A 23,253-nucleotide genomic window follows, 5' to 3' on the forward strand; every position below is an offset into this window, starting at 1 on the left:
TCGCCGAGGCGCCGAATACCCGCAAGACACCGCCACGGGCTGCCCACGGTTTTCGCGGCGCCCTTGTCCGAAGTGCCGCAGTAACCGAGATGGCTTGCGCGGCCCTGGTGCGCCGCATCGGGAATGGAGCGAGGCGATGACGGATCGGGCCGGCGAGCGGATGGAACTGCTGATGAAGGTCGAGGGCATGACCTGCCAGGGCTGCGTCGCGGCGGTGACGAAGGCGATCCAGCGCCTCGACCCGGCGGCGCAGGTGAGCGTGGACCTCGACGCGGGCCGGGTCGCGGTCGTCACCGACGCCCAGGCCCTCGACGTGGCCCAGGCGCTCGGCCGCGCCGGCTACGACGCCGAGGCCATGACCGGCTGACACGCATGACGGGACGACACCACCGGCCGGTGCGATCGGCCGTGGACGGTTCTCCCGGGCGCCCCGCGCTCTAACGTTCGTTTAAGCCGCCTCTGCGAGGGTTTCGGGAGTTCGCAGTGTAGGGGCGCCGGGGCCGCGAGGTCTCCCGCGCTGGCGTGGCGGTGTGCGTATCAACAGTGCCTTTGCGTCCCTGATCGATGCCCGCCTGGCGGGCCTCGTCCACGATTCCGCCGCGGGCGACCCGGCCGAACGGGCCCGCCACGAGCGGTTCCTGATCTCCCGCCTCGCCACCGGCGCCGTGCTGATGGCGATGCTGCCGCCCTACCTGCTGTGGCGCGGCGTTCCGACGCTGGTGGAGGCCGCGGCCGCCGCCTGCCTGGTGCTGCCGGTCGTCGCGGCCCTGCTGCTGGCGCGCACCGGCAACCTGACGCTCGCCCACGGCCTGTCCTCGGCCTCGCTCACCGGTCTCGTCGTGTGCCTGGCGAGCCTGACCGGCGGTCCGTCCTCGGCGGCGAGCATCTGGCTGGTGATGATCCCGGTCGAGGCCCTGCTCGCCGGCTCGCACCGGGCCGCCCTGGTGGCGGCGGGCTTCGCCATGCTGGGGGCGGTGGCGGTCGCGGTGATCGAGCCCGCATCAGGGTTCGGCTTCTTCGCCTGGCCGGCGGCGCTCGCGATGCCGGTCTTCGCCATCACGGCGATCTGCCACGTGCTGGCGCTCTCCCTCGAGCACCATCGCCGCGAGGGCCGCTGGAGCGACCGGCTGACCGCCGCCTCCCTGCGCGACGCCCTGCTGCTGGAGGCCATCGACGACCTCGTGACCTGGCACGACCGCAACGGCAGCGTGCTGCAGGCGAGCCCCGCCGCCCGCTCGCTCGCCGGGACGACGCCGGACGCCCTCGAGGGGCGCGGCCTGTTCAACCGGGTCCACGTCTCCGACCGGCCGGCCTTCCTGACCGCACTCAGCGCCGCGGCCGGACAGGCGCAGCCGGTGACGGTGCAGTTCCGGCTCCACGCCGCCGGGGAGGCGGGCGAGACCGGCCGGGTGATCTGGGCCGAGATGCGGGCCCACCGGGTGCCCGGCGAGGGCGTGCCGGCCGCCATCGGCGAGGCCGCCGTGGTGGCGGTGACCCGCGATGTCTCCGAGCACCGGCGCCGGGCCGAGGAACTCGACCAGGCCCGGGCCGCGGCGGAGCGCGCCGACGAGGTCAAGAGCCGCTTCCTCGCCACCGTGAGCCACGAGCTGCGCACGCCGCTCAACGCCATCATCGGCTTCTCGGAGATGCTGGAGGCCGAAGGGACCCTGGCGCTCGGCCCCGAGCGGCGGCGGGAATATGCCGGGATCATCCACTCCTCCGGCCGGCACCTGCTCGAGGTGGTCAACGCGCTGCTCGACATGTCGCGGATCCAGAGCGGGAACTTCGACTACGTGCCCGAGCCGTTCGACCTCGCGGGCCTCGCCCACGGCGTCTGCGACCTGATGCAGATCCGCGCCGACCAGGGCGGGGTGCGCCTGCGGCGCGAGGTGGCGGCCGACCTGCCGGAGGTCACGGCCGACCCGCGCGCCTGCCGGCAGATGCTGATCAACCTCCTGTCGAACGCCGTGAAGTTCACGCCGCGTGGCGGCGACGTGGTGCTCTCGGTGCGCCGGGTGTTCGACCGGGTCGAGATGGCGGTCGTCGATACCGGGATCGGCATCGCCGAGGCCGACCTGCCGCGCCTCGGCGACCCGTTCTTCCAGGCCGGGCTCGGCGCCGGCGCCGCCTATGGCCGCCCGCACGAGGGCACCGGCCTCGGGCTCTCGGTGGTGCGCGGCCTCGTCGGGCTGCACCACGGCGAGCTCACGGTCGAGAGCGGCCCGTCCCGCGGCACCCGGGTGGTCGTCACCCTGCCGCTCGATTGCCGCGGCGGCCGCTCGGTCCCGGGCGGCCCGGTGCCGATCCGGACCAGTGCCCTCGCCGCCGTCGCGCTCGAGGCCCCCGCCGCGATGCGGCTGACCGGCTGACCCGTGGCCCGCCCCCAGGTGGAACGATCGAAGCCCGAAGGAGAGACGATGTCCGAGGCGCCGGCCCGGCAACGCGACGAGCTCTCGGCTCGTCGATCGGACGAGCTGTCGGCTCGTCGGCACGATCCCGACGTGGCGCTGGCCGCCGAGGCGCGGCCGGCGCCGCGCCCGCGGGCGGCTCCGCGCGCCCCGCGCCCGCCCCGCGTCGCTGCCGGCAGCACCCGGCCCAGGCCCGCCGGCCCGCTCGACCGCCTGCGGGGCCGGGCCGACCGGCTGATGCGCCACCCGGCCGGCATCGTCGGCGGCCTTCTCGTCCTCGGGGCGGTGGCAGCGGTGGCGGCAAATGCCCTGAGCTTCCAGACCGGCCGCCACCCGGCGCCGCTCTTCGCCAAGGCGTCGCCCGAGAAGGGAACGGCCGAGAAGGGGCTCGCCGGCAAGGGCCCGCAGCCGGCGGCCGAGACGGCGGCGGCGACCGCGCCCGCGACGAACATCCGGGCCGATGCGGCGCGCGGGCCGGGCGACGCGCCGTCCCGGGCCGCGAAGCCGGACGGCATCGGCGCGCTGATCCACGGCGACGACCCCGCCACCGCCGCGCTCGACCGCAGGGCCGGCCCGTCGAAGGCCGCGAAGGCGGTGCCGGCCAAGGATGCGTCGGGGAGGGATGCGCCGGTCAGGGAGGCGGCGCCCCGCGATCACGCCGGCAAGGCCGCTCCCCATCCGCCGGTCCGGGAGGCGAAGGCGGCGGAGCCGAAGGCCACCGCGCTCCACGCCGCGGCACCCGCCTCCGGACCGAAGCCCGACAAGTCCGTCGCCTACGCGCAGCGCGCGCTGATCAAGCTCGGCTACGGCCCGCTCGACGTCGACGGCATCGCCGGCCCGACCACCCGCGCGGCGCTCGCCCGCTTCGAGCGCGAGCGCCGCCTGCCCGGCGCCAGCGTGGCGCGCCGGACCCTGCAGGAACTGGAGGCGCGGTCGGGGCTGAAGCCGGAGTGATCCCGCCGCGCCCTCAAGCGGACCCGTTCGGAGGCGCTGGCCAAGCCCGGACGGGCATCGGCGCCGATGCGCGAGGGTATGAGAGACCGGCCGCGTGCCGGAAGACGGAACGGCCTCTCGACGCGGCACCTCAGAACGCGATGGCGTCCACCACCTTGCGGAAGCGCGGCAGCGTCGCCTCGCGGTCCTGCGCGCGCACCACGCCGACGGCGCGGAAATAGCCGTCGGGCTGGAAGCGCATGGTCTGGGACACCACCACCGGCGTGCCCGAGGGCACGTCGACGGCGCGCGCGACGATCTCGTGCCAGTCGGCGCCGTTCTGGCGGAAGCTCTGCGAGCGCTCGATCGCGAAGTCCTTCATCGTCTGGTTCGAGTACAGGGCGGCCTTGGCGAAGGCGTCGCGCTGGTCGGCCGGCGGGGCCGGCTGCACCGCCTCGGCCAGCACCAGGATCGGCTGCTCGAGGTTCGCCATCTGGTCCTTCGGGCCGTCGGTGTAGAGCACCGAGTTGCCCCCGAGCACCCGCACCGGGCGGAAGCCCGCGGTCTCGGTGACCCGGAAGGGGAGGGCCGCGACCTGCTGGTCGATGGTGAGCGCCGGGCGCACCCGCACGCTGGTCAGCATGGCGCGCATCGCGTCGTCGGCCTCGGCCCCGGGCAGGGTCTGGCCGATGACGATGCCGGTCACGGTCGGGTCGGAGACGAGGAAGACCCACTTGTGCAGGGCCGGCGCGCCGGGGGGCTGCTCGATCGGCTGCTCGCCGGTGAACAGCAGGCCCTCGCGGCCGTCGGCGAGCTTCAGGGTCTCGCGGGTCTTCACCACCAGGCCCTGGCTCTTCAGGTTCTCGTCGGTGAAGTTGGCGGTGAGGTCCTTGTAGGCCTGGGCCGGCAGCTCGACCACCGAGACCGTGGCGCCGCCGCCCGTCCGCTCGAAGCCGGTGAAGCGGCGCGACACCACCATCTCCTTGGCCGGCTCGAAGCCGAACCGCGAGCCCGGCGGGTAGACCGGATCGGCCGCCAGCGCCCCGGCCGGCAGGCCGACCGCGAAGGAGAGGAGCGCCAGGGCGCGCAGCAACAGGGGACTCGTCGGCATCGGACTCGTCTCGGTTCGTGAGAGGTGCCCGGGATCGGGCGGCCATCGGGATTCTCGTCGACGCCGCCCGTGAAGGGCGGTCATCGCGCGTTTCCGCGGATGCGTCGGCCGCCCGGGCCGGTCTGTCAAGCGCGGCGGATCGCCGAGACGCGTCGCAGGGTCAGGTTGAGGCGCCCGCCCGCCGGCACCGCGGCGGGCAGCGCCGGCCCCGCGGCCGGTGCGAGGAGGTCGGGGCTCAGGATGCGGTCGACGCCGTGGAAGATCAGCCGCGAGGGCCCGCCGATCACCAGGGCGTCGCCGGAGGCGAGCCGCACCGAGCGGGTCGGGGCGTTGCGCTCCAGGCCGCCGTAGCGGAACAGGGCGGTCGCCCCGAGCGACAGGGACAGGACGGGGGCGTCGAACTCCACCTCGTCCCGGTCCTGGTGCAGCCCCATCCGGGTGCCGGGTCCGTAGAGGTTGACGAGGCAGGCCTCGGGCTCCGCCGGGCAGGCGGCGAGGTCGTGCCAGGCCCGCATCACCGCCGCCGGCATCGCCGGCCAGGGCCGGCCGGTCTCCGGGTGCGCCACCTGGTAGCGGTAGCCGGCCCGGTCGGAGACCCAGCCGAGGGGGCCGCAATTCGACATCCGGACCGAGAACGGCTTGCCGGTGCGCGGCATGGTGGGCGTGAAGGGCGGCGCCTCGCGCAGGATCGCGGCGAGGTCGGCGACGAGCGCCGCTTGCGCCGCCGCGTCGAGGTAGCCCGGGTGGTGGATCAGGCCGGGAGCGAGTTCGATCAGGGGGGCGATCCTTTGACGCGCGGGACCCGCCTCCTACCCGATTTCGCGGCGGGTCGGCAGATCACCCATGGTAAGCTCGGGCATCTCCGGGAGCGACCCCGCCATGACCGTCCGCACCGCCACCCTGACCGGCTCCGGCGCCATCCTGCTGTGGTCGCTGCTCGCCCTGTTCACCGCGTCCTCCGGGGCGGTGCCGCCGTTCCAGCTTGCCGCGATGACCTTCCTGGTCGGCGGACTCCTCGGCTGCGCCAGCTGGATCCTGCGGCCCGTGGGCCTCGCCGCCTTGCGCCAGCCGCCCGCCGTGTGGGCACTCGGGATCGTCGGGCTGTTCGGCTACCACGCGCTCTACTTCGCGGCCCTGCGCCTCGCTCCGCCGGCGGAGGCCGGGCTCATCAGCTATCTCTGGCCGCTCCTGATCGTGCTGTTCTCGGCCCTGCTGCCGGGGGAGGGGGGCCTGCGGGCGGCCCACCTCGCGGGCGCGCTCCTGGGCCTGGCCGGCGTCGTCACGCTGTTCTTCGGCCGCGGCGCGCTCAGCTTCGAGGCGAGCGCCCTGCCGGGCTATGCCGCGGCTCTCGCCTGCGCCTTCCTGTGGTCGGGCTACTCGGTGCTGTCGCGCCAAGTCGGGGCGGTGCCGACCGACGCGGTCGCGGGCTTCTGCCTCGCCACCGCGGCGCTCAGCCTCGCCTGCCACCTCGCCCTCGAGCGGACGGTGTGGCCGCACGGAGCGGCGCAGTGGGCCGCGGTCGCAGGCCTCGGCCTCGGGCCGGTCGGGGCGGCGTTCTACCTCTGGGACATCGGCGTGAAGCGCGGCGACATCCGCCTCCTCGGCGTCGGCTCCTACGCCGCCCCGGTGCTCTCGACCCTGATCCTCGTTGCCGCCGGCTACGCGCCGGCGACGGGGTCGCTGGCGCTCGCCTGCGGGCTCATCGTGGCGGGGGCGCTGGTAGCGACGCGGGGTGGCGGGAGCCGGGAGACGGTGGTGGACGGCGGGACGTAGCGGGGTTCCGTGATCGGGCCCGGCCGACGCGCCCATCCGACGGCCTTCTGCCGGCACAACTCGGACTTTCCTGACGTCGCGCCGGTCGTCGCGAACTTCTGGCTACCCATCGACCGGCACCAGGACCCGAGGTGCGGTCGCGGCGACCAGGATCAGCATCCCGGCCAGCATGAGAAGCGGGACCGAGAGGCTCGACGCGGACGCGACGAACCCGATCCCGGCGGGGCCGACGAGGATTCCGGCATAGGCCAGGGTCGTCACGGCGGCGACCGCCGCGCCTTCCGGCATGGCGCTCTGGTTGCCGATGGCGGTGAACAGGACGGGGACGATGTTGGCGCAGCCGATTCCGATCAGCGCGAAGCCCAGCATGGTCGCGACGACCGAAGGCAGGAGGGTGGCGAGCCCGAGACCGGCCGCCGCGACCAAGGCGCCCGCGACGACGACCCGCGTGCGGCCGAGCCGCGCCACGATGGCGTCGCCCGTCAGGCGGCAGACCGTCATCGCCACCGAGAAGACGGCGAAGCCGAGGCCGCCCCAGGCAGCGTCGAGGTCGTGCTCGGTTGTGAGAAACACCGCGCTCCAATCCAGCATCGCCCCCTCCGCGAGGAACACCACGAAGCAGAGCGCGCCGATGAGGAGGATCGGCCCGCGCGGGACCGCGAAGAGCGGTGCTCCGCTGGCCGATCCGTCGGTCAGCAGGTTCGGCCAGGCGAGACCCAGCGCCACGCACAAGGCCACGACCACGCACAGCACCGCCAGCAGCGGCGAGGCGCCGAGGCCGAGCAAGCCGCTCACGGCACCCGCCCCGACGATGCCGCCGACGCTGTAGAGCCCGTGCAGGCCGGACATGATCGGCCGGGCGGTCCTCCTCTCGACGAGGATGGCTTGCACGTTCATGGCGCAGTCGAGCGCGCCGACCCCGATCCCGAACAGGAACAGCGCCAGCATGAGTCCGGTGAAGCCCGACAGCACGCCCAGCAGCGGCAGCGCCGCTCCCATGATCGCGACCGCCGGGACGATCACCCGACGGCAGCCGAACCTCGTCACCAGCGCGCCCGCGACGGGCATGGCGATGATCGAGCCGAGGCCGAGGCCGAGGAGCAGGAGGCCGAGGGCGCCGTCGTCGAGGCCGGCCCGCGCCTTGGCGTAGGGCACCATCGGCGCCCACGCGGCGGGGGACAGGCCCGCGATGAGGAAGACGAGGCGGCTCGCGTTCCGCTCCGCGAGCGCGGCGGCAGGCGCGACCGGGGCGGTGGTCGGGACGACATTCATCGCACGGGGCATACGCACACCGCCCGGCGAAAGCACGGCGCCGAGCCCGTGCCGCACGCATGGCCGATCTCCGCGCGGGCTCGACCGGGGCCGCCCGCTATCCCGGAGGTTCCGCTCAACCCCCCATCCGGACCCTCAACGGCGGCGCCTCGGACGTCCGCAAGGGGCCGCGATCGGGGCTCGCGACCGTGCGGGGGAACACATCCGACCGGGCCCGCGAGCGTCAAAACCTGGCCACAAGGTTCTGGCTGGTCCGATCCGACAGCCGCGCTCCCGCGAGACATCCATGGCCATCGTCGACGCCGCTCCGTCCCAGCCGCTCGCCTCCACCGGGGCAGCGCCGCGTGGCCTCGACCGCCGCCGCTTCGGCGCCATGATGCTGGCGGCCGGTGCCGGAAGCCTGCTCCCGGGCCGGCCGGCCCTGGCGCTGCCGGCCTCCGACGAGGCCCGGGTGATCGACTTCGAATGGGTCGACGCCGCCCGCGACCGCGCGGTGCCGGCCCGGCTCTACTGGCCGGCCGCCTCGGCCCGGAAAGGTCCGGTCCCGTTGATCGTCTTCTCCCACGGGCTCGGCGGCTCCCGGAAAGGCTACAGCTACCTCGGCGAGGGTTGGTCGGCGCACGGGACCGCCAGCCTCCACATCCAGCACGTCGGGAGCGACGAGTCGCTGTGGCAGGGCAACCCGATCATGCTCCTCGACCGCCTCGGCGGCGCGGCGGACGAGCGCGAGGCCATCGAACGGACGCGGGACGTGAGCTTCGGCCTCGACCGCCTGCTGCAGCGCGACGGCCCCTTCCACGCCGCCATCGACCGCACGCGCATCGTCGCGGCCGGGCATTCCTTCGGGGCGAACACGACCCTGATCCTCACCGGCGCCCAGGTGATCCGCGACGGGAAGCCCTTGGGCTTCCGGGACCCGCGGTTCACGGCGAGCATCGTGATCTCGGCACCGCCCTTCTACGGCGAGGCCGACCTCCCGGCGGTCCTCGCTGCGGTCGACGTCCCCACGCTCCATGTCACCGCGACGGAGGACACGATCCGCATCCCGGGCCGGTATTCGCCGGTCCAGGACCGCCTCGACGTCTACGCGGCGATTCCAACCCCGCAGAAGACGCTGGTCGTGTTCCAGGGTGGTTCGCACAGCGTCTTCACCGACCGCTCGCTGCGGAACGGCGGACCGCTGAACCCCCTGGTGAAGCGGGCCACCGCCGAGGTCGGGCTCGCCTTCCTCGACCTCGTCCACAAGTCCGATCCCGTACCCCTCGAAGACTGGAGCGCGACCTGGAAGCCGATCCTGGCCGCGGCGCCGACGCCGTTCCAGGTCGACGCGCGGCAATGGGCCAGGAAGCGGCGCGCCTGAAGCTTGGCGGCGGCGTCGAGACGGGACTGCGCGCGGCCTCCGACCGACGGCCCTGAGCCCATCGCCGGCAGCTGACGACCGGGACCGTCCGCCCGACACCCTGAGCGGCCTCCCGGCCCCGAGGCGATCACGCCCGAACCCTACCCGCGCGGCATCGGCCGCCAGTCCGGCGGCGCCATCTCGAACCCCTCGAACCGGAAGCCCGGCGCCACGGTGCAGCTCACCAGGGTCCAGGCGCCGAGGCTGGTGGCGGTCTGCCAGTGTCCGGCCGGCACCACGATCTGCGGCCGCTGGCCCCGCGCGAGGTCGGGGCCGAGGTGGCGCGCCTCGGCGTCGTGGCCGTTGGGGCTCGTCGTGATCACCATCGGCGCCCCGGCGTGCCAGAGCCAGACCTCCGTGGCGTCGACCCGGTGCCACTCGGACGTCTCGCCGATGTCGAGGAGGTAGTAGATCGCCGTCGAGGCGGCGCGCCCGTCGATCTCGCGCGGGTCCCGGAAGGTCTCGCGATAGTGGCCGCCCTCCGGGTGGGGCTTGAGGTCGAGCAGGCGCACGACCTCGGCTGCCGTCAGGTTTTGCATCGTCGTCAGAACCGGTTCTTCCACTCGCGCAAGGCCGTGAACACCGCCGCCGGATCGGCGCCGGGCTCCATCCCGACCGCGCGGGCGAGGGCCGGTTCGGTGGCGCGCAGGAACGGGTTGGTGGCCTTCTCCTCGCCCAGCGTCGTCGGCACCAGGAAGCGGCCTTCCGCCTTGGCCGTCTCGGCGAGCGCCGCCCGGTCCTTGAGGTTCCGGTTCTCCGGCTCGGCGGCGAGCGCGAAGCTCGCGTTCGACAGGACGTAGTCGTGGCCGGAATAGATCACGGTCTCGTCCGGCAGGGGCAGGAAGCGCGCCAGCGAGCGCCACAGCACCTGGGGCGGGCCCTCGAGCACCCGCCCGCAGCCCAGCGTGAACAGGGTGTCGCCGGCGAACGCGATTCCGGCTTCCTCGAACCAGTAGGTGACGTGGTCGTCGCAATGGCCGGGCGTCTCCCAGACCGCGGCGGCGAGCGAGCCCACCGTCACGACGTCGCCCTCGCGCACCGTGGCGTCCACCTGCGGCACCGCGCCGCCGGCCTTTGCCGGGGCGGTCACCCGGGCGCCGGTGCGCGCCTTGACCTCCGGGATGCCCTCGACGTGGTCGCCGTGGCGGTGGGTGACCAGGATGTCGGTGAGGCGCCAGCCGGTCTCGTCGAGGGCGCGCAGCACGGCTGCCGCCTCCGGCACGTCGATCGCCGCGCAGGCGCCGGTCTCGGGGTCGCGCATCAGCACGCCGATATTGTCGCTCCGGCACGGGAAGGTGCGGATCTCGGGGCGGATCTCGGGCATGGCGGCACCTCTCGATGGGCTCTCTTCCGGCGGGAGATAGGGCGGCTCCGGTCCCGCGCGACCGGGATCCGGCGATTAGCCGGGCATGCGCGGGCGGGCTTTCGGGTTGACGCCTTGCCGCGCTTCGCGCCACTCCCCATTGATCACCGCAGGCGGCGCCCCCGCCGCACGTCCCGAGATCCGATGAGCCTCGACGTCACCGACCTGCGCGCCTTCTACGCCAGCCCCCTCGGGGCGGTGGCGCAGCGGCTCGTCGGCCGCACGGTCCACCGCATGCTCGGCTCGGTCTCGGGCCTGCGGGTCATGGGCCTCGGCTACGCGGTGCCGTATCTCGGCCCGGTGCGCCACGCGGCCGAGCGGACGCTGGCCTTCATGCCGGCGACGCAGGGGGTGACGGCCTGGCCCGGCTCCGGCCGCTCGACCTCCTGCCTCGTCGACCCGACGATGATGCCGCTGCCCGATGCGGCCCTCGACCGGGTGCTGCTGATCCACGCCATCGAGGCGGTGGAGAGCCCGGCCGAGCTGATGCAGGAGGTCTGGCGCGTGCTGACCCCCGGCGGCCGGCTGATCGTGGCGGTGCCGAATCGCCGCGGCCTGTGGGCGCGGCGGGACGCCACGCCCTTCGGCCACGGCCAGCCCTACAGCCGCTCGCAGCTCGGCCGGCTGATGCGCGAGACGCTGTTCTCGCCCGAGGACTGGGCCGAGACCCTCTACGTGCCGCCCGTCGAGGGCTGGCTGACCTTGCGCACCGCGAGCGCCTGGGAGCGGGTCGGCACCGGCCTGTCGCTGCCCTTCGCCGGCCTGCACGTGGTCGAGGCGGGCAAGCAGCTCCACCGCCCGGTGGCGGTCCAGGCGCGCAAGGCCTCGCGGCTGCGCGCCCGGGTGCTGGCGCCGGTGCCGGTGCCCGCCCCCGTGCCAGGAGGCGCGTAGACGATGCCGTTCCCGGGCGCGGATGCCGCGCTGCAGAGCTTCCTCCTCGCCTTCTCGGCCCTGTTCTCGATCGTCAACCCGCCCGGCGCGGCGCTGATCTTCGCGCAGGTGACGGCCGGCCGCAGCCACGCCGAGCGCACCTGGCTGTCGCGCCGCATCGGCGTCTACGCGGCGGCGGTGATGCTCGTCTCGCTCTGGGCCGGCGCCTCGGTGCTCAGCTTCTTCGGCATCTCGCTCTCGGCGCTCCGCATCGCCGGCGGCCTCGTCGTGGCGGCGCAGGCCTGGAACCTGCTCGCCGCGCCCGAGCAGCGCGAGGCCCGCAAGACCGCCCAGGCCGAGACGGTCCAGGGCAGCGAGGACGGCCCCGAGCCGGCCGCGCTCGCGGAGATCGCGTTCTTTCCCCTGACGCTGCCCTTCACCACCGGGCCGGGCACCATCGCGGTGGCCATCGCCCTCGGCGCCGGGCGGCCGGACGGGGACGCCGACCGGATCGCCTACCTCGCCGGGGCGTCGGCCGCCTCGCTCGTCATCGCCCTGATGGTGCTCCTGGCCTACGCCTCCGCCGACCGGCTGGTGGAGCGGCTCGGCCACGCCCGGGCCCGGGTGCTCGGGCGGCTCGCGGCCTTCCTGCTCCTCTGCGTCGGCACCCAGATCACGCTCACGGGCGTCACCGACGTGCTCGGGCCCCTCATCGCGAACGCCAAGCCAGGGTTCGACCGGTGAGCGCCATCTGGGCGTCGACCGCCCGCACGATCCGGGCCTTGGCCGCGTAGTGGATCATGTGGCCCTGGCCCGGCAGCAGGGTCAGGGTGCTGCCCGCGACCTCGGCGTGCAGGCGGCAGGATTGCTCGGCCGGATCGACGACCGCGTCGGCATCGCCCGACAGGATCGCCACCGGGAGGCGCAGGGCCGCGTAGCGCGACTGCATCAGGGCGACCGCCGCGTTCATGCTCGCGGTGTCCTCGGCGCTCGCCCGGCTCTGCGTGGCGGAGAGCGACAGCGCGACGGGAAAGCGCGCGGTGAATCGCGCCGGCACGGGTTGCGGCTTGAACACGTGGCGGAAGACCTGCGGCGCCATCGCCCGCCCGACGGCCCCCGGCACAAGGGCGCGCGCCGCGTCGCCGAGGCCCGGCACGGCGAGCGGCGCGATCAGCGCCACGTCGGCCCGCCGGCCCGGATAGTAGTAGCCGGAGAGCAGCACCAGCCCGCGCAGGTCGACGCTCTCGTGGATCGCCAGCGCCAGCGACACGATGGTGCCCCAGGAATGGCCGACCACCACCGGCCGCTCGACGTTGAGCTCCCGCAGGACGTGCCCGATCAGCCGCGCCTGGGCCTGCGCCGTCCAGACCCAGTGCCGGGGCCGCTCGGTATGGCCGAAGCCGGGCCGGTCGATCGCGATGACGCGGTAGGACTTGGCCAGCTGCTCCACCAGCCCGCAGATGACGAAGTCCTCCGCCATGGTGCCGTTGCCGTGGATCAGCACCACCGGCCGGCCCCGTCCGCGGACGATGGCGTGAACCCTGACCCCGTCGACCTCGATGAGGCGGCCCAGCGGCCGGTGCTCCGGCTCCTCGGTCCGCAGCGTCTCCGAGCCCTGCCGCATCAGGGCGCCGGTCCGGCGGGCCGCGGCGGCGTTCGCCTTGGCGGTGGCGCGCAGGATCCGCGCCGCGCCGGTGGCGGCGCGGCGGGTGGCGCGCCCGGGAACGAACCGAAAGGCCATGGGATCTCCGGCGCCATGCTGCAGTGCGGGAGAAGATGGCGCATCGGCGGTCCCGCGCATATCCCCCGGGTCGCCTTGGCAGCACCCGCCCGCCCCTGTACGAGGCCGTGGAGGCGGTCGGTCCGGAACCGCCCGCACCAGGAGCATGACCGCCATGCGTCTCGTCGTCGTCGGCGCCTCCGGGCGCATGGGGCGGATGCTGATCCAGGCCGTGGCCGAGGCCGAGGGCTGCACCCTGTCGGGCGCGATCGAGCGCGAGGGGTCGCCGGCGCTCGGCCAGGATGCCGGCGTGCTCGCCGGACTGCCGCCGCTCGGCGTCCCCGTCACCGACGATCCGCTGCCGGCCTTCGCCGAGGCCGACGGCGTCCTCGACTTCACGGCCCCGGCCGCGACGGTGTTCTACGCCGAGCTCGCCGCCCAGGCCCGCATCGTCCACGTGGTCGGCACCACCGGCCTGTCGCCGGACGATTTCGCGAAGCTCAAGGCGGCGGCGTTCCACGCCCGCATCGTCCAGTCGGGCAACATGTCGCTCGGCGTCAACCTGCTCGCCGGGCTCGTGCGCAAGGTCGCGGCGACGCTCGGCGACGAGTACGACATCGAGATCCTGGAGATGCACCACCGCCACAAGGTGGACGCGCCGTCCGGCACCGCCCTCCTGCTGGGCGAGGCGGCGGCGCAAGGGCGCGACGTCGCGCTCGAGCAGCGCAAGGTCGCGGTGCGCGACGGCCATACCGGCCCGCGCGAGCCCGGCAGCATCGGCTTCGCCACCCTGCGGGGCGGCAGCGTCGTCGGGGAGCACAGCGTGATCTTCGCCGGCGCCGGCGAGCGCATCGAACTCACCCACCTGGCGAGCGACCGCGGCCTGTTCGCCGCCGGCGCCGTGAAGGCCGCCCTCTGGGCGCGATCCCGCGAGCCCGGCTTCTACGGCATGGACGACGTGCTGGGCCTCTGACCCCTTACCCCTGACCTTTCCCCTGAAACGGAGCGACACGCATCATGGAGCGTCTTCTCGTCCTCGCGCGCCACGGCCAGAGCGAGTGGAACCTGAAGAACCTGTTCACCGGCTGGAAGGACCCCGGGCTCACCGAGCTCGGCGTCGAGGAGGCGCGGGCGGCCGGGCGGCGGCTCAAGGCGAAGGGCGTTCAGTTCGACGTCGCCTTCACGTCGGACCTCACCCGGGCCCAGCGCACCTGCGCGCTGATCCTGGAGGAGCTCGGCCAGTCCGGCCTGCCGACCCACGCCGACGCCGCCCTGAACGAGCGCGACTACGGCGACCTGTCGGGCCTCAACAAGGACGATGCCCGCGCCAAGTGGGGCGAGGAGCAGGTCCATGTCTGGCGCCGCTCCTACGACGTGCCCCCGCCCGGCGGCGAGAGCCTGAAGGACACCGTGGCCCGGGTGCTGCCCTACACGATGCGGGAGATCCTGCCGCGGGTGATGCGCGGCGAGCGCGTGCTGGTCGCGGCCCACGGCAATTCGCTCCGCGCCCTGGTGATGGTGCTCGACGGGCTCACCACCGAGACGATCCCGGGCCTCGAGCTCCACACCGGCGTGCCGCTGGTCTACCGCCTGAAGGACGACACCACCGTCGCCGCGAAGGAAGTCCTCGACTGCGACTGAGCGGCGGGCGGCCGGCCCTCGCGCCCGATCCGTCGCGGGGAGCGCGAGGGATCGGTCCGGTCGATGGTCGATCCGGGGCCGGATCCTCTCCGTCGAAGGAGGGGATCCCGCATCGCCCCGTCTCTGCGACGGCCTGAATAGCGTAGAATCGGGGCTTTCCCGGGCTTCCAGCTCCGGCCGGACCTCGCAAATCCACCACGGGGGCGAGGTCCTGCACGATCCCCTGGCCTGGAACCACGCGCTCGTCCCTGCCGCGCGCCTGCAGAGTTTCCAGGGCGCGTGCCAGTCCTGCGGCCTGCGGAGCTTCGTTCCCGCGCGGCGACTCCCGCACCGCCCGATTCCCGCAAGCGCGGCGACGCCCGTTCCGCCGGGAATGCGGCCGGGGCCATTGCCGCGATGCCTATCCGTCCCACCTGTCGTCGGGGGGCGCGACCGGTGCGGCCCCCGGACGTCCGCGGCTCGGCAAGGGAGAGACAGATGGTCGATACGGATCGCATCACCGGCGCGGCGCGCGAGATCGGCGGCAAGGCGCAATCCGCCGTCGGCGACCTCGTGGGGGATCGCCGCGCGCAGGTCGAGGGCCGCTTCCGCGAGGCGCAGGGGCGCGGCGAGCACCTCGCCGGCGAAGCCCGCGACGCGCTGCGCGACGCGGCCGACACCGCGGTCGACTACGCCGAGGACGCCTACGAGCGCGGTCGCCACGGTGCCCGGCAGGGCGCCCGCACGGTGACGCACGCCATGGAGGAGACCCCGCTGCTGGCCCTGCTCCTCGCGGGCGCTGCCGGCTACGGCCTCGCGCTCCTGGTGCACGGCCGCCGCTGAGGGCTTTCAGCGCACCTGCGACAGCGGGGGCGGCTCGCGTGGCAGCGTGCCGTCCTCGAGCTGCAGGCAGGTGAGGAGCGCGACGTAGGAGGGCGTGCCGCCGATCTCGCTCTCGGCCCGGCAATTGCCGCGGTCGGAGGCCGGGTACGTCGGCCAGAGCCGCCGCAGGGTGCGCCGCGCGGCGCGCTCGTCGGCGAGGCAGCCTCGCTCGCTCGCCCGGGAGGCGTACGGCCCGGGCCGGTCTTCGAGCGCGCAGGCCTTCGCCAGGGAAAAGGTCGGAGGTCCCTCGGCTCGCGCCGAGGACGGGCTCGCCGCGAGCGGCCCCACCAGGGGCCCGACGAGCAGTCCGAGGGCGAGCGGAACCGACAGCCGGGCGGATCTCACGACGACCTCCTCATCCGCTCCTCCTCGACGAACGCGGCCGGCCCGGGAACCGATCCCGGGCCGGAGCGACGGCGCCTACTTCGTGCCCTTGCCATCGCTCGTCTTGCCGTCGCTCGCGCCGGCGGCGTGCTGCGGGGCGGGCTTGGCGCTCGACTGCGCGGCGCCCTTCTGGGGGATGCCGACCGCGTCGATCACGTCGAAGCGCATCGCGTCCTCGGCCGTCTTCAGGGCCGCGTTGGCCTCGTAGTACTTGCCCTGGCCGATCAGCGTGGCCGCCTGGTTGACGTCGGTGACGGTCTTGTCGAGGGGCAGCACCGCCATGACGAAGTTCACGTCGACATGAGCGAGCTTCAGCGTCTCGATCGCGCCCTTCTGGTCGCCCTTGGCGAGGCTCTTGTTCGCCTCGGTGACGGCGGACGCCTTCTCGGGCGTCGCCAGGAAGTCCTCGCCGAGGGTCAGCTGGGCATCGACCGGCACCCAGGCGACCTTGTCCTTGGACACCGCGTCCCTGGTGGCGGGCGCCTCGGCCTTCCTGTCGGCCGCGGCCTTGTCCTTGGTCGCCGCCAGCTCGGCCGGCGTCTTCAGGTCGGCCTCGGCCTTGTTGAACACGGCATCGTCCGCCTTCGCCTTCGCCAGGGCGGCCTGGGCCTTGCCGATGAGGGTCTTGGCTTGGGCGGGATCGGCGTCGAAGATCGCGATCCGGGCGAGATGCATGTCGCGGAACGCCTGGGCCCCGTCCTTCGAGAGCTTGCCGACATCCTGGTCGACGGCGCGTTGGGCCGCACTCTCCTGGACCGCCGCCGGCTTGGCCGCCTGCTCGGTCGCGTAGGCGGCACCGCCGAGGACGGTGGTGGCGACGAGGGCAGCAACCAGGGATTTCCGGTACGACATGACTTGCCTCCTCATGAAATCGATGCCGGTATTACTTTGCGGCATCGCCGCGTTGGTGACATCGTGATAACACAGCGTTGAGGGGCAAGTTGCCTAACCGTTTCATTAAAAGCCTGTAACTCAACGTCATGAGCCGGGCCGTGCGATCGTCAACCGGCGGTCGTTCCGACGCGCGCATCCTCGATGTCCGGGGTGTCATACGATTTCCGGCTGATCGCTTCGCGATGCGGAAATCGGCTTCGCTCAAGCGCCGCGCGGGCTGGTGATACGAGATCCGGAAGTAATCTTCCGGATCTCGTATCAGGAGGGCCGAAGACGCCGATTTCTCCGCGTCGAAGCCGGCGCATCCCGAGGCCGGCAATCTCATCCTGAGAGATCCGGCACCCGGCCCGGGCGGCGGAAACGGCGCCCGGGATGGGTGTCGGAGGCACGCCCGGAACGACCCGGACGGCGTCGCGGCGGCCGAGATCGATCGACCGGTCCGCGGATGATGAATCCCGACAAATCGCCGAATGGCGACCTGCCGGGATCCGCTCGAAGAGCCGTGTCGTTCGGATCGGCGCGTCCTTGAAGAAACCCACGTCGTCCCGGGGCTCGCCGACGGCGAGAGCCCGGGCTTCGCGACCGCCGACGCGGCAGGACGAGGCGGCCTGCGATCCGCGTCCCCGGACCGCGGCGGCGACCGGTCCCGGGTTCCGCCGCGCGGCCCCGGGACGACCCTGCGCGGTCGAGGCGTCGGGAGACCTCAGGGCCTGCCGCCGCCCCGCCATCCTACTGCGCCGTCCAGCCGCCATCCACCGACAGGTTGGTGCCGGTGATCTGGGCCGCGGCGTCCGTGCACAGGAACGCCGCGATCGCCGCGACCTGGTCGACGGTGACGAACTCCTTGGTCGGCTGGGCCTTCAGCAGCACCTCGTCGATGACCTGGTCCTTGGTCAGGCCCCGCGCCTTCATGGTGTCGGGGATCTGTGCCTCGACCAGCGGGGTCCAGACGTAGCCCGGCGAGATGCAGTTGACGGTGATCTTGTGGGTGGCGAGTTCGAGCGCCGCGGTCTTGGTCAGGCCGGCGATGCCGTGCTTGGCCGCCACGTAGGCCGACTTGTAGGGCGAGGCGACGAGGGAGTGGGCGGAGGCCGTGTTGATGATCCGGCCCCAGCCCTTCGTCTTCATGCCGGGGATCGCCGCCCGCATGGTGTGGAAGGCCGAGGACAGGTTGATGGCGATGATCTGGTCCCACTTCTCGACCGGGAACTCCTCGATCGCCGAGACGTACTGGATGCCCGCGTTGTTGACGAGGATGTCGACCGCGCCGAATTCCTTCTCGGCATCCGCCACCATGGCGGCGATCTCGTCGGCCCTGGTCATGTCGGCGCCGGAATAGATCGCGCGGACGTGGAACTCGGATTCGATGCCGGCCCGCTCCGTCTCGATCGCCTCCGGCTTGCCGAAGCCGTTGAGGACCACGTTGGCGCCGTGCTGCGCCAGCACCCGCGCGATGGCGAGGCCGATGCCGCTCGTCGACCCGGTGACGAGGGCGGTCTTGTTTTGCAGAGACATGCGACGATCTCCTCGATCAAAGAATCTCAGGCCGGTTGCTCAGCCCAGGTAGTCGTGCAGCACGTGGCCGTACGGCAGGGTGAAATCGACGATCTGGTGGCGGCCGCCGACGATCCGGCGCACCGGCAGGTCGGCGACGCGACAATTGACGTGCGGGATCAGGTGCAGCCGGGCCTCGCCCTCCCAGGCGCCGTGGACCCGGATGTCCTGCAGGCGGTAGCCGATGAGCTGCGCCACCTTCACGCCGCCGTCGACGTCCGGGATCAGCTTCAGGTTGACGTTGAGCTGCCCGATTCCCTCGCGAACCCTGTCGAGCCGGTCCTCCAGGCTGTGGTGCTTGTAGGTCATCGTGCCCATCGCCACCCGCTCCTCGTCGTAGTGCAGGGTGCCGGTCAGCGTGTCCTTCGTCACCTTGAGGCGGGGCACGCCGTACTTCTTCGGGAAGCCCCAGATCTCGCGCCCGGCGGTGATCGGCGGCTCGTCGTCGAGGTACATCTGGACCGAGTAGTTGCAGGGCTCGCCCTGCCAGGTCGCGACGATGGCCGAACCGCTCTCCTCGTAATCGCCGAAGCCGGAGGAATCCGGCATCTTCATCCACTCGTAATAGGCGAGGTTGCCCGGTGCCGGCTCCAGCGGCTCGGGGAGGGCGGCGCGCAGGGCGTCCGGATCGGTCTCGTAGGTGATGATGAGGTATTCGCGCCGGATGAACCGGTACGGCCCGTGCGGGTAGCTCGGGCTGAAGGCCGGCATCGAGGGCGCCTTCAGGATCTCGTCGCGGGTCATGCGGCGTTCCTTCCTCAGGGACAAGTCAGTCCCGCGCGTCGCGGGTGAGATCGAAGACGGTCACGCCCTCGTCGGGCCGGCAGCGCTCGATCCAGCGGCGGTGGCGCAGCGAGCGGCGCACGTCGTTGCGGCCGGCCTTCCAGTGCTCCAGCATCGTGGTGCGCGAGAACTCGTAGTCCTTGGCGTCGCTCTCGTAGTTCTTGGCGCGGTAGATCAGCTGCAGGATCGTCACCGCGTTCTGGTGGCTGACCTCCGACAGGAAGGCGACGTCGGGATCCTGGCGAAGCTCGGCCGGCAGCTTGTCGAACAGGCGCCGGAACGCAATCTTGGCCTTGTGGATCTCGATCTGGTCGTCGGTGTTCAGCCGGGTGCGGCTCGAATAGCGGATGTCCTTCTCGCGCTCGGCGGCCTCGGACAGGGTGCGGGGGAGGGGCCCGCGGGCGCTGAACAGGTCGACCTGGAACACCGCGAGGTCGCGCAGGCGCTCCTCGTCGAGCACGTATTGCAGCGGCGTGTTCGAGACGATGCCGCCGTCCCAGTACAGCTCGCCGTCGATCTCGACCGGCGGGAAGCCCGGCGGCAGGGCGCCGGAGGCCATGACGTGCTCCGGCCCGATCCGCTCGCGGTGATTGTCGAAATAGACGAAGTTGCCGGTGCGGACGTTCACCGCGCCGACGCTCAGCCGGGTCTCGCGCCGGTTGATCCGGTCGAAGTCGATCAGTTCCAGGAGCGTCTGCCGCAAGGGGGCGGTGTCGTAGTAGCTCAGCGCCTCGGGCGCGCCGGCCGGATAGAGGGCGGCCGGGGGCACGCGCGGGGTAAAGAAGCCCGGCACCCCCACGGTCGCCCCGAAGGCGGCGCTCCAGGCGTTGAACACCTCGCGCGCCTGCTCGCCGGGCCACCACGGCGAGACGGTGATGGCGGAGGAGACCTTGTCCCAGAAGGCCCGCAGCCGCTCGACCCGGCGCTCGGGCGGGTTGCCGGCGACGAGCGCGGCGTTGATCGCCCCGATCGAGATGCCGGCGATCCAGTCCGGCGACAGGCCGGCCTCCTGCATCGCCTCGGCGATGCCGGCCTGGTAGGAGCCCAGCGCCCCGCCGCCCTGCAGCACCAGCACCCGGCACTCGTCCCGCCCCGCCTGATCCCGCTCGTCCGAGTGGCCGTTCATGTCGTCTCCGCGTGAGGTGCCCGCCGCGCGAATCTCGGCGGTAAGATGATGCTGCACTGCCGCAAGACAAGACGTCCGGCCGTCTCCTCGCGCCGAAGCCGGGCCGGGACGGCGACGAGCCCCCGGCCGGCCTCCCGGGTTGACACGGGCCGGCCCCTTCGCCAAGCCTCCGCGCGCCAAGCCGCCGCGCCGCCCGGTCCCGGGTTCCCTGGCGGACCGCCGGCGCCCGCAGGGCTTCCCCCGACGGTCCCGCAGGGTCTTTCCCCGCCGACGCCCTCCGCGAAGCCGGCCCGATACAGCACAGGTCCCGATGCGCTCCTACCTCGACTTCGAAAAGCCCGTCGCCGAGCTCGAGGCGAAGCTCGAGGAGCTGAAGGCCCTCGGCGACCGCGACGGCGCGGTGGCGATCAGCGAGGACGTGGCGCGGCTCGAGGCCAAGGCCGCGGCGGCCCTGGCCGAGCTCTATGCCGGGCTCACCCCGTGGCAGAAGACCCAGGTCGCCCGCCATCCCCAGCGGCCGCACTTCGTCGATTACTGCGCCGGGCTGATCGAGGAGTTCCAGCCGCTCGCCGGCGACCGCGTCTTCGGCGAGGACGAGGCGGTGGTCGGCGGCTTCGGGCGCTTCCGCGGCCGGCCGGTCTGCGTCATCGGCCAGGAGAAGGGCGCCAACACCGAGGCCCGCATCCGGCACAATTTCGGCATGGCCAAGCCCGAGGGCTACCGCAAGGCGGTCCGCCTGATGGGGCTCGCCGGCCGCTTCGGCCTTCCCGTGCTCACCTTCGTCGACACGGCCGGCGCCTATCCGGGCATCGAGGCCGAGGAGCGCGGCCAGGCCGAGGCCATCGCCCGCTCGACGGAGGCCTGCCTCGGCTTGCCGACCCCGAACGTCACGGTGGTGATCGGGGAGGGCGGCTCGGGCGGCGCCATCGCCCTCGCCACCGCCAACACGGTCCTGATGCTGGAGCACGCGATCTACAGTGTGATCTCGCCCGAGGGCGCGGCCTCGATCCTGTGGCGCGATGCCGGCCGGGCCCAGGACGCCGCGACCGCGATGAAGATCACCGCCCAGGACCTCCTGCGCCTCGGCGTCATCGACGGGATCGTGCCCGAGCCCACCGGCGGCGCCCATCGCGACGGCCAGGCCGCCATCCGGGCGACCGGCGAGGCGATCGCCGCGGCCCTCGAGCCGCTGTCCTCCCTCGACGCCGATGCCCTGCGGGACCGGCGGGCGCAGAAATTCCTGGAGATCGGGCGGAGCCTGTAGGGGAGTCCCTCGCCGTCCCCCGCTCGGCCCGACGGCCGCAGGCTCCGGAACGTCCCGCCCCATCCCCGTCATCCACAGCCCCGCACAACCCCCACGCCCCAGACACAACCCGGCCTTCGTTTTGCCGAAGACCGGGCGGATGTCTTGGCGGGTGAACCCCGTGACGCCGTGCGCCGGCTTGCTTGCCCGACGCGCCTGTTGAGCGAATCCCCGCAATCTTAACCGTTCTTGCGGTAAGAGCCGGGTAAGTTTAACGAAGCTATGGGGTTGGGGAGACCGGTCCGAGGCGTCAGGGTGCCGGCGGATCGACGGGTGAGAAGGCGGGGTTCCCATGGTGCGTCTGGCGATGCGTCCGGTGCTGGCGGCGAGCGCGCTTGCCGTCGCCTTGTCCCTCGGGGCGTGCCAGGATGCGGGCTTCTCGGCCGCCGGCTCGGCGCGCGCCCGCGAGCCGATCCCCCCGAAGACCGTCGCCCTGATGGCGACGAAGACCATGTCGCCCCGCGATCCCATCCTGATCCGCGCCTTCAAGAAGGAGTCGGAGATGGAGGTGTGGAAGCGCGGCGCCGACGGGCAGTACGCCCTGCTCAAGACCTTCCCGATCTGCCGCTGGTCGGGCCAGCTCGGCCCGAAGGTGCGGGAGGGCGACCGGCAGGCGCCCGAGGGGTTCTATCCCATCGCCATGGGGCAGATGAACCCGAACTCGTCGTACTACCTCTCGTTCGACACCGGCTACCCCAACGCCTTCGACCGCGCCAACGGCCGCACCGGCAGCTACCTGATGGTGCACGGCACCTGCTCCTCGGCCGGGTGCTTCGCGATGACCGACGAGGCGATCGCCGAGATCTACGCCATCGCCCGCGAGGCCTTCGCCGGCGGGCAGCGGGCGTTCCAGTTCCAATCCTACCCGTTCCGGATGACGGCGCAGAACCTCGCCAAGTTCCGCAACGACCCGAACATCGGCTTCTGGCGCAACCTCAAGGAGGGCTCGGACTACTTCGAGACCCTGCACGAGGAGCCGCGCGTCGGCGTCTGCGGCACCCGCTACGTGTTCGGCGGCCAGGACGCGGCGGCGGGCGCCTGCAGCCCGAAGGTCGATCCCCTCGTCGTCGCCAAGCGCGAGAAGGACGAGGTCGAGGTGGCCGAGCTCGTCGCCAAGGGCGCCGCGGCGACCCGCCTCGTCTACCAGGATGGCGGCCAGCACCCGTTCTTCCGCGAATCCTCGCCCAGCACCCAGCTCTTCGCCGAGCAGGCGCAGCCGCGGCCCAACATGGGCATCGTCAGCCGGCCGGAGGCCCTGGCGGCGGCGCCGGAGGAGATCGCGATCGAGCCGAAGGTGAAGCCGACGCTGCTCGCCAAGATCGACCCGAAGCACGAGAAGGGCAGGCACGCCAAGCCCACGGCGCTCGCCTTCGCGGCACCGGCGACCAGCCCGGCCCCGATCCCGACCCGCGAGGCCGCGGCGGCCGCCCCGGCGGCGCCGATCACCGTCGCGAGCGCCGACGGCGACCCCGCCGCCTACCGCAAGCTCCTCGGCAACCTGTTCGGCGGCGCCCCCGCGGCGCCCCCGGCCTCCTCCGCCGCCCTGCCGGCGGCCGACACCGCCCCGGTCGCCGCGATCTCGCCGGCCGCGCCGCTGCCGAAGAAGACGACCGCCCACCTGCACCCGGCCCCCTCCGCCCATTCGGCCGCGGGCGCCAAGGTCGACGGGGTCAACCCGGCGGCGGCGAAGAAGGCCGAGGGAAAGCCGGCCGAGGCGAAGCCCGCTCCCAGGACCGGGGACGCCAAGACCGGAGACGCCAAGCCGGCGGAGACCGGCAAGCGCACCGAAGGGCCGAACCGCAACCGCGTCGCCGCCGCGCAGCCGGCAAACTGAAGGCGCGCGCGTTCGTCGCTCCCG

At 73.1% G+C, this 23,253-nt stretch carries 24 protein-coding genes; 12 read left to right on the plus strand and 12 right to left on the minus strand.

Annotated elements, in window-relative coordinates:
* The first annotated feature begins 136 nt into the window (after positions 1-136).
* The 3 genes from DK419_RS22705 to DK419_RS22715 all read left to right on the plus strand — a co-directional run bounded on the left by DK419_RS22705 (position 137) and on the right by DK419_RS22715 (position 3,362).
* On the plus strand, positions 137-367 hold the full coding sequence (locus DK419_RS22705; RefSeq protein ID WP_245442641.1) for a heavy-metal-associated domain-containing protein: 231 nt from the start codon (positions 137-139) through the stop codon (positions 365-367).
* A 163-nt stretch (positions 368-530) separates the two neighbouring features.
* Entirely contained in the window at positions 531-2,369 is a 1,839-nt protein-coding gene (locus DK419_RS22710; protein WP_109961098.1) for a sensor histidine kinase, read from the plus strand.
* A gap of 48 nt (positions 2,370-2,417) precedes the next feature.
* Positions 2,418-3,362: a peptidoglycan-binding domain-containing protein gene (locus DK419_RS22715; protein ID WP_109961099.1), complete on the plus strand. Its 945-nt coding sequence runs from the start codon at positions 2,418-2,420 to the stop codon at positions 3,360-3,362.
* A gap of 130 nt (positions 3,363-3,492) precedes the next feature.
* Here DK419_RS22715 and DK419_RS22720 read toward each other — a convergent pair whose 3' ends face one another.
* Positions 3,493-4,452, minus strand: a complete 960-nt coding sequence (locus DK419_RS22720) for a hypothetical protein (RefSeq protein WP_245442642.1) — start codon at positions 4,450-4,452, stop codon at positions 3,493-3,495.
* 125 nt (positions 4,453-4,577) lie between these two features.
* Entirely contained in the window at positions 4,578-5,228 is a 651-nt protein-coding gene (locus DK419_RS22725; protein ID WP_109961100.1) for an alpha-ketoglutarate-dependent dioxygenase AlkB, read from the minus strand.
* A 103-nt stretch (positions 5,229-5,331) separates the two neighbouring features.
* Between DK419_RS22725 and yddG the strand changes: the two genes are divergently transcribed.
* The gene (gene yddG, locus DK419_RS22730) at positions 5,332-6,225 is read left to right on the plus strand and encodes an aromatic amino acid exporter YddG (protein ID WP_109961101.1); all 894 of its coding nucleotides are present in this window, start codon (positions 5,332-5,334) and stop codon (positions 6,223-6,225) included.
* A 102-nt stretch (positions 6,226-6,327) separates the two neighbouring features.
* On the opposite strand, the gene DK419_RS22735 is transcribed toward yddG, so the two are convergent.
* Positions 6,328-7,497 carry an MFS transporter gene (locus tag DK419_RS22735; RefSeq protein WP_109962453.1) on the minus strand — a complete coding sequence of 390 codons (1,170 nt, stop codon included), beginning with the start codon at positions 7,495-7,497 and terminating at the stop codon, positions 6,328-6,330.
* A 286-nt stretch (positions 7,498-7,783) separates the two neighbouring features.
* On the opposite strand from DK419_RS22735, the gene DK419_RS22740 reads away from it, so the two are divergent.
* Entirely contained in the window at positions 7,784-8,857 is a 1,074-nt protein-coding gene (locus DK419_RS22740; RefSeq protein WP_109961102.1) for an alpha/beta hydrolase family protein, read from the plus strand.
* 140 nt (positions 8,858-8,997) lie between these two features.
* On the opposite strand, the gene DK419_RS22745 is transcribed toward DK419_RS22740, so the two are convergent.
* Both DK419_RS22745 and gloB read right to left on the minus strand, forming a co-directional pair.
* The gene (locus tag DK419_RS22745; protein ID WP_109961103.1) at positions 8,998-9,435 is read right to left on the minus strand and encodes a cupin domain-containing protein; all 438 of its coding nucleotides are present in this window, start codon (positions 9,433-9,435) and stop codon (positions 8,998-9,000) included.
* 5 nt (positions 9,436-9,440) lie between these two features.
* Positions 9,441-10,220, minus strand: coding sequence for a hydroxyacylglutathione hydrolase (gloB, locus tag DK419_RS22750; RefSeq protein ID WP_109961104.1), 780 nt, complete (start codon positions 10,218-10,220; stop codon positions 9,441-9,443).
* Positions 10,221-10,403: 183 nt separating this feature from the next.
* Here gloB and DK419_RS22755 point away from each other — a divergent pair, with 183 nt between their 5' ends.
* Together DK419_RS22755 and DK419_RS22760 are read left to right on the plus strand one after the other, a co-directional pair.
* Positions 10,404-11,150: a class I SAM-dependent methyltransferase gene (locus DK419_RS22755; protein WP_109961105.1), complete on the plus strand. Its 747-nt coding sequence runs from the start codon at positions 10,404-10,406 to the stop codon at positions 11,148-11,150.
* Between the two features lie 3 nt (positions 11,151-11,153).
* Positions 11,154-11,873 (plus strand): MarC family protein, encoded by a 720-nt coding sequence (locus tag DK419_RS22760; RefSeq protein WP_109961106.1) that lies wholly within the window; start codon positions 11,154-11,156, stop codon positions 11,871-11,873.
* On the opposite strand, the gene DK419_RS22765 is transcribed toward DK419_RS22760, so the two are convergent.
* Positions 11,839-12,870: an alpha/beta fold hydrolase gene (locus DK419_RS22765; RefSeq protein WP_109961107.1), complete on the minus strand. Its 1,032-nt coding sequence runs from the start codon at positions 12,868-12,870 to the stop codon at positions 11,839-11,841. The two genes, DK419_RS22760 and DK419_RS22765, sit on opposite strands and share 35 nt — an antisense overlap.
* Before the next feature lie 154 nt (positions 12,871-13,024).
* On the opposite strand from DK419_RS22765, the gene dapB reads away from it, so the two are divergent.
* The 3 genes from dapB to DK419_RS22780 all read left to right on the plus strand — a co-directional run bounded on the left by dapB (position 13,025) and on the right by DK419_RS22780 (position 15,312).
* On the plus strand, positions 13,025-13,822 hold the full coding sequence (dapB, locus tag DK419_RS22770) for a 4-hydroxy-tetrahydrodipicolinate reductase (protein ID WP_109961108.1): 798 nt from the start codon (positions 13,025-13,027) through the stop codon (positions 13,820-13,822).
* A 44-nt stretch (positions 13,823-13,866) separates the two neighbouring features.
* On the plus strand, positions 13,867-14,490 hold the full coding sequence (locus tag DK419_RS22775; protein WP_109961109.1) for a 2,3-bisphosphoglycerate-dependent phosphoglycerate mutase: 624 nt from the start codon (positions 13,867-13,869) through the stop codon (positions 14,488-14,490).
* A 477-nt stretch (positions 14,491-14,967) separates the two neighbouring features.
* Positions 14,968-15,312, plus strand: coding sequence for a CsbD family protein (locus DK419_RS22780; RefSeq protein ID WP_109961110.1), 345 nt, complete (start codon positions 14,968-14,970; stop codon positions 15,310-15,312).
* 6 nt (positions 15,313-15,318) lie between these two features.
* Here DK419_RS22780 and DK419_RS22785 read toward each other — a convergent pair whose 3' ends face one another.
* The 6 genes from DK419_RS22785 to DK419_RS22805 all read right to left on the minus strand — a co-directional run bounded on the left by DK419_RS22785 (position 15,319) and on the right by DK419_RS22805 (position 20,092).
* Complete coding sequence (locus tag DK419_RS22785; RefSeq protein ID WP_109961111.1) at positions 15,319-15,696, minus strand: hypothetical protein; 378 nt, start codon at positions 15,694-15,696, stop codon at positions 15,319-15,321.
* Positions 15,697-15,771: 75 nt separating this feature from the next.
* Positions 15,772-16,587, minus strand: a complete 816-nt coding sequence (locus tag DK419_RS22790; protein ID WP_109961112.1) for a YfdX family protein — start codon at positions 16,585-16,587, stop codon at positions 15,772-15,774.
* A 149-nt stretch (positions 16,588-16,736) separates the two neighbouring features.
* Positions 16,737-17,168 (minus strand): hypothetical protein, encoded by a 432-nt coding sequence (locus DK419_RS28815; RefSeq protein WP_162561362.1) that lies wholly within the window; start codon positions 17,166-17,168, stop codon positions 16,737-16,739.
* A gap of 190 nt (positions 17,169-17,358) precedes the next feature.
* A complete protein-coding gene (locus DK419_RS22795; protein ID WP_109961113.1) occupies positions 17,359-18,144 on the minus strand; it encodes a 3-hydroxybutyrate dehydrogenase in 786 nt (261 codons plus the stop codon).
* A gap of 39 nt (positions 18,145-18,183) precedes the next feature.
* The gene (locus DK419_RS22800; protein WP_109961114.1) at positions 18,184-18,927 is read right to left on the minus strand and encodes an acetoacetate decarboxylase; all 744 of its coding nucleotides are present in this window, start codon (positions 18,925-18,927) and stop codon (positions 18,184-18,186) included.
* A 25-nt stretch (positions 18,928-18,952) separates the two neighbouring features.
* Complete coding sequence (locus tag DK419_RS22805; RefSeq protein WP_109961115.1) at positions 18,953-20,092, minus strand: patatin-like phospholipase family protein; 1,140 nt, start codon at positions 20,090-20,092, stop codon at positions 18,953-18,955.
* Positions 20,093-20,402: 310 nt separating this feature from the next.
* Between DK419_RS22805 and DK419_RS22810 the strand changes: the two genes are divergently transcribed.
* Entirely contained in the window at positions 20,403-21,356 is a 954-nt protein-coding gene (locus DK419_RS22810) for an acetyl-CoA carboxylase carboxyltransferase subunit alpha (protein WP_109961116.1), read from the plus strand.
* 340 nt (positions 21,357-21,696) lie between these two features.
* Positions 21,697-23,229, plus strand: a complete 1,533-nt coding sequence (locus tag DK419_RS22815) for a L,D-transpeptidase family protein (protein ID WP_245443050.1) — start codon at positions 21,697-21,699, stop codon at positions 23,227-23,229.
* Positions 23,230-23,253: the final 24 nt, after the last annotated feature.

The organism is Methylobacterium terrae (assembly GCF_003173755.1).
GTDB classification, from domain to species: domain Bacteria; phylum Pseudomonadota; class Alphaproteobacteria; order Rhizobiales; family Beijerinckiaceae; genus Methylobacterium; species Methylobacterium terrae.

Coding starts and splice junctions, on each gene's coding strand:
- DK419_RS22705 (WP_245442641.1), top strand. CDS start 137: ATGACGGATCGGGCCGGCGAGCGGATGGAACTGCTGATGAAGGTCGAG.
- DK419_RS22715 (WP_109961099.1), top strand. CDS start 2,418: ATGTCCGAGGCGCCGGCCCGGCAACGCGACGAGCTCTCGGCTCGTCGA.
- DK419_RS22720 (WP_245442642.1), bottom strand. CDS start 4,452: ATGCCGACGAGTCCCCTGTTGCTGCGCGCCCTGGCGCTCCTCTCCTTC.
- yddG (WP_109961101.1), top strand. CDS start 5,332: ATGACCGTCCGCACCGCCACCCTGACCGGCTCCGGCGCCATCCTGCTG.
- DK419_RS22735 (WP_109962453.1), bottom strand. CDS start 7,497: ATGAATGTCGTCCCGACCACCGCCCCGGTCGCGCCTGCCGCCGCGCTC.
- DK419_RS22740 (WP_109961102.1), top strand. CDS start 7,784: ATGGCCATCGTCGACGCCGCTCCGTCCCAGCCGCTCGCCTCCACCGGG.
- DK419_RS22745 (WP_109961103.1), bottom strand. CDS start 9,435: ATGCAAAACCTGACGGCAGCCGAGGTCGTGCGCCTGCTCGACCTCAAG.
- gloB (WP_109961104.1), bottom strand. CDS start 10,220: ATGCCCGAGATCCGCCCCGAGATCCGCACCTTCCCGTGCCGGAGCGAC.
- DK419_RS22755 (WP_109961105.1), top strand. CDS start 10,404: ATGAGCCTCGACGTCACCGACCTGCGCGCCTTCTACGCCAGCCCCCTC.
- DK419_RS22760 (WP_109961106.1), top strand. CDS start 11,154: ATGCCGTTCCCGGGCGCGGATGCCGCGCTGCAGAGCTTCCTCCTCGCC.
- DK419_RS22765 (WP_109961107.1), bottom strand. CDS start 12,870: ATGGCCTTTCGGTTCGTTCCCGGGCGCGCCACCCGCCGCGCCGCCACC.
- dapB (WP_109961108.1), top strand. CDS start 13,025: ATGCGTCTCGTCGTCGTCGGCGCCTCCGGGCGCATGGGGCGGATGCTG.
- DK419_RS22775 (WP_109961109.1), top strand. CDS start 13,867: ATGGAGCGTCTTCTCGTCCTCGCGCGCCACGGCCAGAGCGAGTGGAAC.
- DK419_RS22780 (WP_109961110.1), top strand. CDS start 14,968: ATGGTCGATACGGATCGCATCACCGGCGCGGCGCGCGAGATCGGCGGC.
- DK419_RS22790 (WP_109961112.1), bottom strand. CDS start 16,587: ATGTCGTACCGGAAATCCCTGGTTGCTGCCCTCGTCGCCACCACCGTC.
- DK419_RS22795 (WP_109961113.1), bottom strand. CDS start 18,144: ATGTCTCTGCAAAACAAGACCGCCCTCGTCACCGGGTCGACGAGCGGC.
- DK419_RS22800 (WP_109961114.1), bottom strand. CDS start 18,927: ATGACCCGCGACGAGATCCTGAAGGCGCCCTCGATGCCGGCCTTCAGC.
- DK419_RS22805 (WP_109961115.1), bottom strand. CDS start 20,092: ATGAACGGCCACTCGGACGAGCGGGATCAGGCGGGGCGGGACGAGTGC.
- DK419_RS22810 (WP_109961116.1), top strand. CDS start 20,403: ATGCGCTCCTACCTCGACTTCGAAAAGCCCGTCGCCGAGCTCGAGGCG.